Source organism: Aeromonas sp. TECH754, from assembly GCF_056279295.1.
Genome location: NZ_JBWBRA010000001.1, coordinates 264948 through 276967 on the forward strand (window position 1 = coordinate 264948; position 12020 = coordinate 276967).

12 protein-coding genes are annotated in these 12020 nt (G+C 60.9%); 1 reads left to right on the forward strand and 11 read right to left on the reverse strand.

All coding sequences use genetic code 11. The annotated features are described in order from the left end of the window. Nucleotides 1–118: 118 nt before the first annotated feature. From ACZ9IL_RS01210 to queF, 7 genes are all read right to left on the reverse strand, one after another. The gene (locus ACZ9IL_RS01210) at nucleotides 119–562 is read right to left on the reverse strand and encodes a hypothetical protein (protein WP_476001847.1); all 444 of its coding nucleotides are present in this window, start codon (nucleotides 560–562) and stop codon (nucleotides 119–121) included. Nucleotides 563–681: 119 nt separating this feature from the next. Further along, nucleotides 682–1689, reverse strand: a complete 1008-nt coding sequence (locus tag ACZ9IL_RS01215; protein ID WP_476001848.1) for an isocitrate dehydrogenase — start codon at nucleotides 1687–1689, stop codon at nucleotides 682–684. 145 nt (nucleotides 1690–1834) lie between these two features. After that, on the reverse strand, nucleotides 1835–2644 hold the full coding sequence (gene xni / locus ACZ9IL_RS01220) for a flap endonuclease Xni (protein WP_476001849.1): 810 nt from the start codon (nucleotides 2642–2644) through the stop codon (nucleotides 1835–1837). A 143-nt stretch (nucleotides 2645–2787) separates the two neighbouring features. Beyond that, entirely contained in the window at nucleotides 2788–4143 is a 1356-nt protein-coding gene (gene ppnN, locus ACZ9IL_RS01225; protein WP_476001850.1) for a nucleotide 5'-monophosphate nucleosidase PpnN, read from the reverse strand. Between the two features lie 158 nt (nucleotides 4144–4301). After that, entirely contained in the window at nucleotides 4302–5909 is a 1608-nt protein-coding gene (locus ACZ9IL_RS01230) for a GGDEF domain-containing protein (RefSeq protein ID WP_476001851.1), read from the reverse strand. A gap of 85 nt (nucleotides 5910–5994) precedes the next feature. Continuing rightward, nucleotides 5995–8265 carry a hypothetical protein gene (locus tag ACZ9IL_RS01235; RefSeq protein ID WP_476001852.1) on the reverse strand — a complete coding sequence of 757 codons (2271 nt, stop codon included), beginning with the start codon at nucleotides 8263–8265 and terminating at the stop codon, nucleotides 5995–5997. A 286-nt stretch (nucleotides 8266–8551) separates the two neighbouring features. Further along, entirely contained in the window at nucleotides 8552–9400 is an 849-nt protein-coding gene (gene queF / locus ACZ9IL_RS01240; protein ID WP_476001853.1) for an NADPH-dependent 7-cyano-7-deazaguanine reductase QueF, read from the reverse strand. A 90-nt stretch (nucleotides 9401–9490) separates the two neighbouring features. On the opposite strand from queF, the gene syd reads away from it, so the two are divergent. Further along, a complete protein-coding gene (gene syd, locus ACZ9IL_RS01245) occupies nucleotides 9491–10039 on the forward strand; it encodes a SecY-interacting protein (RefSeq protein WP_476001854.1) in 549 nt (182 codons plus the stop codon). Nucleotides 10040–10151: 112 nt separating this feature from the next. Here the strand turns inward: syd and ACZ9IL_RS01250 are convergent, their stop codons facing one another. The 4 genes from ACZ9IL_RS01250 to ACZ9IL_RS01265 form a co-directional block, all read right to left on the reverse strand. Beyond that, the gene (locus ACZ9IL_RS01250) at nucleotides 10152–10937 is read right to left on the reverse strand and encodes a Zn-ribbon-containing protein (protein ID WP_476001855.1); all 786 of its coding nucleotides are present in this window, start codon (nucleotides 10935–10937) and stop codon (nucleotides 10152–10154) included. Nucleotides 10938–10946: 9 nt separating this feature from the next. Then, nucleotides 10947–11252, reverse strand: a complete 306-nt coding sequence (locus ACZ9IL_RS01255; RefSeq protein ID WP_476001856.1) for a hypothetical protein — start codon at nucleotides 11250–11252, stop codon at nucleotides 10947–10949. Between the two features lie 109 nt (nucleotides 11253–11361). Next, nucleotides 11362–11598 carry a DUF2789 domain-containing protein gene (locus tag ACZ9IL_RS01260; protein ID WP_476001857.1) on the reverse strand — a complete coding sequence of 79 codons (237 nt, stop codon included), beginning with the start codon at nucleotides 11596–11598 and terminating at the stop codon, nucleotides 11362–11364. A 68-nt stretch (nucleotides 11599–11666) separates the two neighbouring features. Continuing rightward, nucleotides 11667–11963 carry a DUF3301 domain-containing protein gene (locus ACZ9IL_RS01265; protein ID WP_042639575.1) on the reverse strand — a complete coding sequence of 99 codons (297 nt, stop codon included), beginning with the start codon at nucleotides 11961–11963 and terminating at the stop codon, nucleotides 11667–11669. Nucleotides 11964–12020: the final 57 nt, after the last annotated feature.

Sequence of the window (12020 nt, forward strand, 5' to 3'; positions counted from 1 at the left end):
ATAGACTGGGCCTCCAAGCTGGAACCCAAGTCGTAATGGCAGGGCTATTCCGGCCGTTGTCGCGGCATCAAAAAACCGGACGGGGTTAACCCGTCCGGTTTTTTTCATTTCAGCAGTCCTAGAAGCGGTAGTCGAAGGTGACCTTGGACTCGTCATCCGTGACCTTGAGCTCCATCTGCAGGGGAATGGTCTTGTCGGTCGGGTTGAACTGCATCTTGACCCCGTCGCCCCTCAGCTTGATTGCCGTGCTGATGCCGCCGGCGTTGAACTTGATCCTGGGTTTGTGCTGTTCGAAGGAGAGGCTGACGCTCTTCTCGGCGGTGAGATTCAGTTTCTGGTAGGGGGTGAGCCGGCTGTTGCCGTTGCTGTCGGTCATGATGTCCACCCCGAAGGAGAGCTGCTTGGGGGCTTTGAGCAGGTCGTTGGTGTCAATCGTGGATTGCCAGACCTGCTTGGCCGGTTGCGCGCTCTGGGGAGGAGGGGTCAACCAGGCATTATCGATGGGCCTGTCCAATGCCATGGTAGAGCTGCTGAAGATCAGCAAGATTAACGTAGCGCGCATAGTGGATCTCCTTATCCTCCTTATGAACATAGTAGTCATCTGGCGAGGGGGGTAGGGGGATCCGGCATAAAACAAAGGGAGCCGAAGCTCCCTTTTAAAATCATGATGTTAGATATGATTTACAGGCGATCGATGATGGCCTGGGTAAATTCGCTGGTGGAGGCTGAGCCCCCCAGATCCCGCGTGACCCGATCGCCGGATTCTATGGTCGAGCGCACGGCTTCGCGGATCCGCTCGGCCTTGTCCTGCATGCCCAGGTATTCCAGCATCTGGATGGCGGCGAGGATCACCGAGGTCGGGTTGGCGATGTTCTTGCCCGCGATATCCGGCGCTGAGCCGTGTACTGCCTCGAAGATGGCGGCCCCTTCACCGATGTTGGCGCCGGGCGCCATGCCCAGACCGCCCACCAGACCGGCACACAGATCCGAGAGGATGTCGCCGAACAGGTTGGTGGTGACCATGACGTCGAAACGCTCCGGGTACATCACCAGGTTCATGCAGGCGGCGTCGACGATCATCTCTTCGTTCTGGATATCCGGATAGCGGGCGGCCACTTCCCGCGCCACTTCCAGGAACAGGCCGGAGGTGGATTTGAGGATGTTGGCCTTGTGGATGATGGTGACCTTCTTGCGTCCTTCCTGGCGTGCCAGTTCGAAGGCGAAGGTGACGATGCGCTCGGCGCCATCCCGGGTGATGATGCTCATCGCCTCGGCGCTCTGGTTGTCATCGCTGCGCTTCTGGCCCGCCCCCGAGTACATTCCTTCGGTGTTTTCACGCACCGTGATGATGTCGATGTTGTCGTAACGGCTCTTGGTGCCCTTGAAGGAGATGACCGGACGCACGTTGGCGTAGAGGTTGAACTTCTTGCGCAGGGAGACGTTGATGGAGGTAAAGCCGCCGCCGACCGGGGTGGTGAGCGGGCCTTTGAGGCTGACCTTGTTCTTCTCGATCAGGTCGAGGGTGCTTTGCGGCAGCAGTTCGCCGTGCTTCTCCAGTGCGACCAGACCGGCGTCGGCATAGTCGTAGTCAAAATCACAACCGGCGTGGGTCAGGATCTGGATGGCGGATTCGATGATGCTGGGGCCGATGCCGTCGCCCGGAATGACGGTAATCTTTCTTTTTGACATGAGGCGTATCCACTTCTAGGGGACAGAGGGGGAGGATTCGGCGGTTTTATACCATTTTTGCACCACTTTCTCCATGTTTCTTTACATGTTTCCCATTTATGTCAACAGAAAAGATGCGTGCAGGATGCGGGTTATGCTGGTCGCTTCACTCGGCCCTGTCCATCTGGGGCGGGTAGCGGATCTCCCGCAAGTTGAAACCGAGCGGGATATCCCGTTGCAACCGCACCAGTCGCTGGGCCAGCAGCGCCTCGTCTCTGTGCTGGCGCAGCTTGAGCAGGGGCTTGGTGGCATCGTCCTGCTCGCAGGCGGTGAGCAGGGCTGCCAGGCTGCCGTGCTGCAACAGCAGCGTGGTGGCCGTCTTGGGGCCGATGCCCGGCACCCCCTTGATGTTGGAGCCACCGATGCCGGTCAGGGCCCAGAAGTCCACCAGTTGTTCCGGGATCACGCCATATTGCTGCTGGACGAAGGCCGCATCCAGCCAGCGTTTGTTGAAATGGTCCCGGATCTGGATCTGCGGGCAGATGAGCTGACAAAACCCCTTGTCGGTGGAGATGATGGTGGCCTGATGTCCGTGCTGGGCAATCCCGGTTGCCAGGGTCGCGATGAGATCGTCTGCCTCGTCGGTCTGGGACAGCAGGGCATCCACCCCGCACTCCCAGAAGGCATCCTGCAATTCGGCCAGCCCTTCCCTCAGCTCCTGTGGCATGGGGGTGCGTCCCTCCTTGTAGGCCGGGTAGACCTCCTTGCGCCAGCTGTGAACCTCCCCGTCGAACACCGCGATGGCATGGGTCGGCTCGCTGTTGGCAAGCAGCTTGCGGCAGGTGTTGATGAGGTTGGCACGGGTGGCGATCAGCGCCTGAGCCGGGGTCAGCGCCTGCTGGACCTGCACCGCGTGCAGCCGGCGGATGAGATTGAGGGCATCGATGATCAGCAGCTGTGGCCTGGGTTTTGACATGAAAAGGGCACTCTTGGCGGTCGGGACGGCCCATTGTAACAATTGGGGGAGCACATGCTAACCCTGTGATGACACAGGGGCAATGCAAGAGAAGAGGGGCCCGTTGGCCCCTCTGTCATGGATGATGATCCACCGTCATCCCATCATTTCACTATCTCGTAGCAGGGAATGTACTGGGTGCCGGGCAGTTTCATCCGCTGCTGCCTGACGAAGCTCTCCAGCAGCCGGTCCATCAGGTGCATCAGCTCCTTGTCGCCGTGCAGCTTGAACGGGCCCTTCTTCTCGATGGCGCGGATGCCCCCTTCCTTCACGTTGCCGGCGACTATGCCGGAGAAGGCGCGGCGCAGGTTGGCTGCCAGCAACTGGGGCGGCTGGTTGCGGTGCAAGTCCAGGCTGGCCATGCTGGCGTGATCCGGCTCGAACGGCAGCTGGAATTCCGGCTCGATCTTGAGGGACCAGTTGAAGGAGTAGGCATCCCCGACCGATTTGCGGTATTCGCGGATCTTGGGCATCGCTTCCTTCATGACCCTGGCCACCTCGGGCGCATCGCCGATGATGATCCGGTACAGGCTGGTGGCGGGCTCACCCAGGGTAGCCTTGACGAAGTCGTCGATGGCGCGGAAGTAGTCGGCGCTCTCCTTGGGCCCGGTCAGCACTATGGGGATGGGTTGGCGTTCGTTGGCCGGGTGCATCATGATGCCGAGCAGATAGAGCAGCTCCTCGGCAGTACCGACGCCACCGGGGAAGATGATGATGCCGTGGCCGAGGCGCACGAAGGCTTCCAGCCGCTTCTCGATGTCCGGCAGGATCACCAGCTCGTTGACGATGGGGTTGGGCGGCTCGGCGGCGATGATGGAGGGTTCGGTCAGGCCTATGTAGCGACCGTTGCGTACCCGTTGCTTGGCGTGGCCGACGGCCGCCCCCTTCATCGGTCCTTCCATGGCGCCCGGCCCGCAGCCGGTGCAGATGTTCAGCTCGCGCAGACCCAGCTCGCTGCCCACCGAGCGGGTGTATTGGTACTCGATCTCGTTGATGGAGTGACCGCCCCAGCAGACGATCAGGTTCGGATCCGCCCCCGGCAGGATCGCCTTGGCGTTGCGCAGGATGGCGAACACCAGGTTGGAGATGTGGGTCGCGTTGGTGAGGTTGACCCGGCTGTTGGATTCCAGCTGGGCCGAGACGTAGAGGATGTCCCGCAGCACGGAGAAGAGATGTTCCTGAATGCCGCGGATGATCTCGCCATCGACGAAGGCGTGCTCGGGGGCATTGAACAGCTCGAGTTTGACCCCGCGCTCGCGCCGGATCACATGAATATCGAAGGATTTGAAGCGCTCCAATATCTCCTTGGAGCTGTCGGTGTGGCTGCCGGAGTTGAGCACTGCCAGCGAGCAGTTGCGAAACAGTTGATAGATATCGCTGGAGGCGGTCTGTTTGAGGCGATCCACCTCGAGTTGAGACAGCAAGTCCATGCTGCCGACAGGATTGATGTGCGTAATCATAAGGTCCCCTTCACTCGTCTTGTTATCGTTGTGCTTTCCCTGGGGAGAAAACGGGATGCCGTGACATCCCTCGATTTCGATAGTAGAGGCAAGGGGTGGGGAAGGGGAATAGGGAGTGGGTGCGTTTGCGCGTTTTTTAGCCGCTGGTCAGGCCGGATTCAGGCCAGATTGACCTGATCCCGTCCCAGGTGCTTGGAGCTGTAGAGCGCCTTGTCTGCGCGCTCAAATGCATCCGTGGTGTGGTCCCCTTCGCGGAACAGGGTGGCACCGATGGAGATGGTGATCTCGACCTTGGCATCCCTGAACCGGAACGGGATGCTCTTGATGGTCTGGCGCAGGTTCTCCAGCGGCTTCTGATACTTGTCCGGGTTGATGTTCGGCAGCAGCACCACGAACTCCTCACCGCCGAAACGGGCGATGAAGTCGGTATCACGCAGCGCGCTTTGCAGCGCCTTGGCGACCACCTTCAAGGCCTTGTCGCCGGCCATGTGGCCGTAGTTGTCGTTGATGTTCTTGAAATGATCGATGTCGATGATGGCCAGACAGAGCGGGGTGCTGTAACGCAGCCAGCGCTTGTACTCGAGCTCGAGCCGCTCGTCGAGGGCCGCCCGGTTGTGCACCTGGGTCAGGCTGTCGAGGAACAGCTTGTGCTTTTGAATGGTGAGCCGCTTCTTGTACTCGGCGGTCTCCTCTTTCATCAGCCGCAGCTTGGCCTCCATGTTGGACAAATGGGTGAGCAGGTGACGCTCACGGCCGGCCATGGCGTCCCTGTCTTGCTGCAGCCGACGAATGGCGTCGACGTGGCTGCAGATGGCGTCTTTCAGGGCAATGGAAGAGTCATGGGTGCTCAGGGTGCGATCGATGGCCTCGAGCTCCCGGCTCAGCGCCTGATCGCTGAGGTGGCTGGCATTTTGCAGCGCCCGCCCCTCGTCGAGGGATTCGGTGAAGTTGAAATGGACGGCGGACAGGCTCTCGTTGAGGGTGCTGAGGAAGGCCTGTGACGACTTGCGCTCCTCCCGGGTGCCCTCGATGATGAGTTCGATGATCTGCAGGCAGATCTCGGCCAGCAACTGCGGTGTGATGCCGGTGAGCAACTGGCGGCGAATGTCGGCCAGACTCTCGCCGACGGCACCGGCGAAGTCGAGCTCGGTGATGAGCCGCTGCAATTCGTCGGCGATCTGGGCATGAGCCTTGACGTCAAACGAGGCGGCCGCCTCCGGCGGGGCCAGATCGGTGCCGACCAGCTGGGAAGCGGGCTGGTTGAGCAGGGGTTGGGTCGGCAGCAGCTGGATCTTGATGGCCTGCTGGTAGAACTCCAGCAAGCGGATCACCTTCTTCTGGTGATCGCCAATGCCATAGCCCTCGGGGCTCGCCAGAAACTCCTTGAGCGAGCGACGGGTATCATCCGGGAAGCCTTTGAGGGACTTGAGCTGTTTGCTGCCCAGTTCGATGGCGGTGCGGGTCAGGCCGATGGACTCTTCCAGCGCGTTGCCGTGTTGCTGCAACAGCTTCTCGATGGCAGCCAGATCCCCATCGAGGGATGAAAGCGGGGGATTGCCATCGAGTTTCTGCTTGAGCTTGGCGAGGCGGCTGTCCAGTTCACGGTCGTGGCCACGGCAGGCCTGCATCAGCTTGCCGATAAACTGGACGCTGCGGGTGCGTTCGGCATCGGAGAAGGTGGCCATGCCATCGAGCTCCTGCTGTTTTTGCTGAAGGGATTCCCTGAGTCTTGCCAGTTGTCCTGTTACGGCCGCGATGTCGTTCATTGTTCAGGTCGCCCTGTTGTCATTATCGTTTTTGTGTCGTCCAGCAACAGTAAGCCAATGAAAGACCCCGTTGAGTACCTTGTTGTCAGGCGTTATCCAGCACTTTCGTCCGTGAAAGTACAAGCCAGTTAACCCATTGCTTTTCATGAGAAGAATTTACTTTTACCAGCCCCTTGTCAATTGCCATCAAGCAGCATTGCCACACATCGCCATTAAAAAATGCGGCTTGCTGGCAATCGATGGCGGCCAGCTCCAGCCAGACACTCTGGCGGTATTTTTCACTGAGCTGCATGGCCCCTGACAATGCCAGGTAACAGAGATCGAACAGGCCGTGGTGATCGAGCGCCATCGCCGCCTTCGGCAGGAAGGGGTGGCTGACGATGCCGAGGCTGATATGCCTGTCGAGCGGGTGATCGCAGGGGAAGGCGGCGAGGGTATCGAGCAGCTCCTGTGCCAGCTCGTGCAACTGCGCCACGTGACGTTGTGGCACCACATATAGCAGGTGCCCTTCGCGCAGATCGTAGATGCGGCCATCTTGCGGGGTCAGCTGATTGACGTAGGCGCCAAAGGCCTGCTCGATCTCGCGGCTGACCTGATAACCGTGCTGTTCCAGGCTGTTGACCAGGAAAGGCACTCTAAACAGCAGATAGTGCAGCTTGTCGTCGAATTCGCTGGTGGGGCGCTCGCTCAGATACCAGCGATCGGATTTCTGCTGGCGTTTGGCCATCTCCCGCGGCCAGCGGCTCATCAGTCGTTGCCAGTTGGCCAGGCCACTGCGCGGCTCGATCAGCAGTGCCTCGCCAAGCTGCTTGGCATTGAGGCGGGCGACCCGCAGCTTGAGCCAGAGCGTGAAGAACAGGTAGATAAACAGGGCCAGCAGCAGGCCGGTGCTGACGCTGGACCAAAGATAGCGATCCTGTTGGTGCTGACTGATATCGAGCCGTTGTTCCAGCTCCTTGACTTGCTGTGCCCGCTCCACCTGGGCGTAGTTGTCGCGGACCGCCTCCTGCTCCTGATCCAGCTGTTGCTGGCGCACCAGTTCGCTGCGCTGGTGGAAATTCTTGTAGCTGTCGAGGGCCTGTTTGATATAGCCCTTCTGTTCGTAGGCGATGGAGAGCAGGCGGAAGATCTCGAACTGGCGCCGGACGTCGCCAATGCGGTTCGCCAGGGTCAGGGCATTCTCCAGCTGCAAAATGGCGATCCCCGCTTCCTGCTGCTTGAGATGCAGCTCCCCGAGCAGCAGCAGGGTATCGATCAGCGACTCCTTGTCATCCCCCAGCTCGTGGGACTGGCGCGCGGCATTGAGATAGTTGCGGGCCAGGGTCAGGTTGCCGGTCAGCAGGTAGGTCTTGCCAATCTCGTACTTGAGGTTGGCGATGCGGATGCGGTTGCTGCCCTCATCGAGCAAGTCCAGGGCGTTGAAGAAGTAGACCAGCGCCATGTTCATCTCGCCCTGATCGCGGTTGAGGCGGGCGAGCACGATCAGCGCATCGCTGAGCAGGGAAGGGTTGCCCAGCGCGTGGAAGTAGTTGGCGGCCTCATTGGCGTATTGCAGCGCCTTCTGTGGCTCCTGCTCATCCTGATAGAGACTGACCATCTGGTTCGACAGCAAGCCGAGGAACAGCGGATCTTGCAGGCCCTTGGCCTGCTGCTGGGCATCGATGTATTCGCCGAGGGCGAGCTGGGGCTGGCCGAGCGCATGGTAGAGGTCCCCCCCGACGGCGCTGACCCAGGCAAGTGACAGGGGATTATTGCCCTGCTCCGCCCACTTGTGGCCCTCTGCCAGCTGGCGCTTGGCCGCATCGAACTGCTGCCCTTCTATGCTGGCGTTGACGTGCAGCAGGCGGCTGTATACCTGCAGCTGACTCTCTTTGAGGCTGGGGTTGGTCAGCAACTTGTCCAGTTCATCGAGCAGGATGGCACTGGCGCCGTGGGAGCGCTCCTGCATGTTCCGGCTGCGGATCTTGAGATAGAGACCGTGGGCCTGCAGCTCGAACTGCTGCTCCTTCTCGGCCATGGCGATGCCCTGCTCGAGGGACTCCTGAGCCGCCTTGAACTGTCCCAGTTGCAACAGGCACTCGCCCTTGAGCAGGTAGGCGCCGGTGGCCTGGGTGGCCGTGCCATAGCTCAGGATCGGCTCTCTGTAACCGAACTCCTGGCGATTGCTGATGATTTGCTTGGGATTATTGGCCGTGCGTTCGAGGAAGGCGGTGGCAATCTGGGTACATCTGACGGGATCGGTCAGCACCAGGGTCTGGGCCTGTTGCAGATCGATAGACAACTGCTCCTTGGCCAGATCCAGATCCGGAGCCGACAGGGAGGACATCATCATTGCCAGAAAAAACAGTTGATTCATTGGATTAACAACGCCACAGGAGTGCTGGCATGTTATCCAAGCCCACCCCTGCACGTCCAGCGTTTACCGACAGATTGGGAACGATGAGCCAAGCCCACTGCCGTCTGCGGCGTCCAGCATTGACCGATAGATTGGGAACGATGAGCCAAGCCCACTGCCGTCTGCTGCGTCCAGCGTTTACCGACAGATTGGGAACGATGAGCCAAGCCCACTGCCAGCTGCAGTGGACTATGGACAGGAGTGATGGCAATGGTGTCAGGCCCACTCTTGTCGGCGGTGCCGGTATTTACTGGCGGATCAGGCGCAGGTTGGCGGGCACCGGCTCCCAGTCGCTGCGGAACGGGTTGATGTCCAGCCCACCGCGGCGAGTGTAGCGGGCATAGACGGTCAGCTCGCTTGGGCCGCAGAAGTGCTTGAGATCGATGAAGATCCGCTCGATGCACTGCTCGTGGAACTCGTTGTGCTGGCGAAACGAGATGAGGTAGCGCAGCAGTTTCTCCCGATCCAGGCGTGGGCCGCGATAGTGGATCACCAGGGAGCCCCAATCAGGCTGGCTGGTGACCAGGCAGTTGGACTTGAGCAGGTGGCTGTGCAGTGTCTCTTCCACGATCTCCGCGCCCGCCGCGCCCTGCAGCAGGGTCTGGTCGAACTCGTAGCCGTCGATCTCGATATCCTGCTCGTCGATGCACTCCCCCGGCAGCGTCGCTATCTGGTGGGGGGCCTGATCGAGAGTGAACAGGGTGACGCCGACGTCGGCCCCGGCACAGGCGCTCAGATCCTTGGCCAGCAGGGCCTGTACCGCCGCCAGCGAGTCGCAGCGGGTCTGGTTGAAGGAGTTGAGGTAAAGCTTGAATGACTTGGACTCGATGAGATTCGGACTCTGCGCCGGCACCGACACCTCGCCAACGGCCACCACGGGCTTGCCCTTGGCGTTGAGCCAGGAGAGCTCGTACAGGGTCCAGACATCGCAACCCAGGAAGGGCAGCGCCTCGCCAAGGCCGAGATCGTCGCGATTCAGGCTGCGGGGCACGGGTTGCAGCAGCTCGGGGCTGTATTGGCTGATGTAGGCCGATTGCTGGCCCAGGCTCAGGCCCTGCAGCGCGCTGGCGCCGGCGTATCTCTCTTGTTTGCTCATGCTTGTCTGCTCAGCTGTTTGGTGGTGCAATAGCCAAATTTTTCGATCATGCTTCGCGGCTATTTTGGGCCGTTATTGTGGGGGATTTCGATGTCGGATCAAGTCTTGTCTGCCCTTGAGCAGTTTTTTTTACGCTGGCAGCGCGATGGTGAGGCGAGGCGAGGGCTGCCCCTGTGCGAATGGGAGCAGGGATGGCGTTCCCCCTGCGAGCTGGATGAGCCCAAGGAAGGCAAGGTCGCCTGGCGTCCCCAGCAGCGCAGCGAGCCGGCCGATTTCGGTGCCATGGCCGATGCGCTGGAGCTGACCCTGCATCCCGCGGTTCTTGCCCTGTTTGGTCACTGGTTCAGCCGCCCCATCCCCTGTTCGTACAAGGGGCTGCGCATCGAACTCATCCTGCCGTGGAACGAGGAGGATCTGGACCTGCTCAAGGAGAACCTCATCGGGCACCTGCTGATGTTGCGCAAACTCAAGCGCACGCCATCGCTCTTCATCGCCACCACCCGCAACGAGATGACGCTGATCTCCCTCGACAACGAGAGCGGCCAAGTCTGGCTGGAATGGCTCGACTCCGGCCGCCGGCTGGTGCTGGCCCCCTCGTTGCCCGCCTTCCTCGCCCGGCTGGAAACCCTGCCTCATTGATCCTCCAATAGCAGAAGGGCCTTGCCGGATGGCAAGGCCCTTCTTTTTATATCGTCGTCCGACGGTCGTGCGCGCTTTTATATCGTCACTCGATGGCTGCGGGCACCGCTCCTCAATCCTTGAAATCCCAGGAGAGGTTGGAGACCAGTCGGCAGGGATCGCACTTGAAGTCGAAGATCTCGTGCAGCGGGGCCTCGAGCGCCCAGTCACCGCCACAGCCGGGGCAGGGGCGCGCCAGCTCGGCGGCCTTGCTCAGGCCACCGACCCGATAGAGATAGTAGTAAGTCGGGATACCGCTCAAGCCTTCCAGCCGCTTGACCAGATCGCTGCCTCGGCGCTGCAGGCGGCTGCCCACCTCGCCAATCTCGTGCAGCACAGCGTGTTCGGCAATGGATCCGTTCATCTGCAACTGATCGCAGGCCTCCCAGTCTTCCTGCCACTTGAGGATCTGCTTGTGATCCCCGTTGGCGACGGCGGGCAGCCGGTAGAGCGGGATGGGGGCGAAATGATCGCCGCAGCGCAGGGGCGAGCAGCTGTGCAGGAAGCTGGTGTAGAGCAGCATCCAGCTCGGCCGCTCCCCTGCGTGGCCGCACGGATCCGTGCTGTCCGAGAGCAGATCCATGCCCTGCAGGTGCAGCTTGGGTGCCAGCAGCCCGGCCTGATGCAGGCCCTGCTCGGCCAGCGCCACCTGCTCGCTCTGGTTGTCCGGGTGCAGGCTGTCCTGCTCGGGGCAGACCACCCGACTGATGAAATAGCCGTCTTGCATGCTGGTGGGAAATTCCCGCCCCAGGATCTGACCCTGATAGCGCAGCATGTCGAGGTAGTTGACGATGGCCCGCTCGGCGTCGCCAAGGGAGGTGTCGCGGTAACATTCAAAACGCAGTTCGAGGATATACATGGCGGCGCGTCAGTCCGGCTGGTGCTGGAGCAGCAGGGCGGTCAGACGATCCACCTTCTGCTCGAGCCGGTTGAGCTGCTCGCTCAGTTGCTGCAGGTTGACGGCCTCGGCCGGCGTTTCCCGGCTGGTTGCGCTGGGCGTCATGGTCGGGGCTGGCTCTGTAGGCTGGGGCTGTTGTTTCCACTGGCTCAACACCTTGAGCAGCTCGGCCATGGGCACGGGCTGGCTGAGGCGCGCCTTGATCATGGCGGTGGAGGGGGTGATCCCCTTGGCGCTCAGTTCGTTGGCGATGCGGATGATCTCTTGGGCTGACATCTGGGCTTCTCACTGCGACCTGGCTGGTGGCCGTCTTGCTGCTTGCGAATGGGAGCACGGAGCTTAACCAAAGCCTGGCCGTCAGGAAAGCCGCGTGAAGGGGGCAGGGTCAGTTTGCCTGGCGCAGCATCACATCCAGTTGATCGATGCTTGCCGACCAGTCGGCGTCATTCCAGAGCGCATCGCGCAGGAAACCGGCCTGGGCCGGGTTCCAGAAGTCGGCTTCGGGCAGCAGGGTCTGATTGTCCAGACGGTGCTCGCGAATGAAACGGTGCAGGCTTACTTCGTCATTGGCCAGTCCCAGCTGGGCAAACAGGGCGGACATGTCGTGGGTCAGCAATTCCATCTCGTCTCTCCTTGAAAGGGCTTTTCGAGAATTATAGTCAGCCTGATCCCCTTGCCCTCAAGGCCCTGCTAGGAGGGCAGTCGATGGGGCGGCAGCTCGACGCCGGCAACGTGAAAGCCCTGCATGCAGAGCTGGCCCTGATAGTGGCTCTCGCCATCGCTTGAGAACTCGAACTGGTAATAGGTCAGCAGACGCAAGGGCCCGTGTCCCAGTGCGCGGTGGGTGCGGGCGAGGGAGAGCAGTTGCAGATCGTGGTGCTGGCAGTAGCGTCGCATGTATTGCCAGGCGATTTCGGCCTGACGACGTTGTTGCCAGAAGGCTCCCCCGATGAGGATCAGCAACAAGATTCCGAGCATTTCTCCCATCAACGGGCTCCTTTTGTGAGATGAGGGTCTGAGGCGATGGTCTGGGGTGGCTCATCG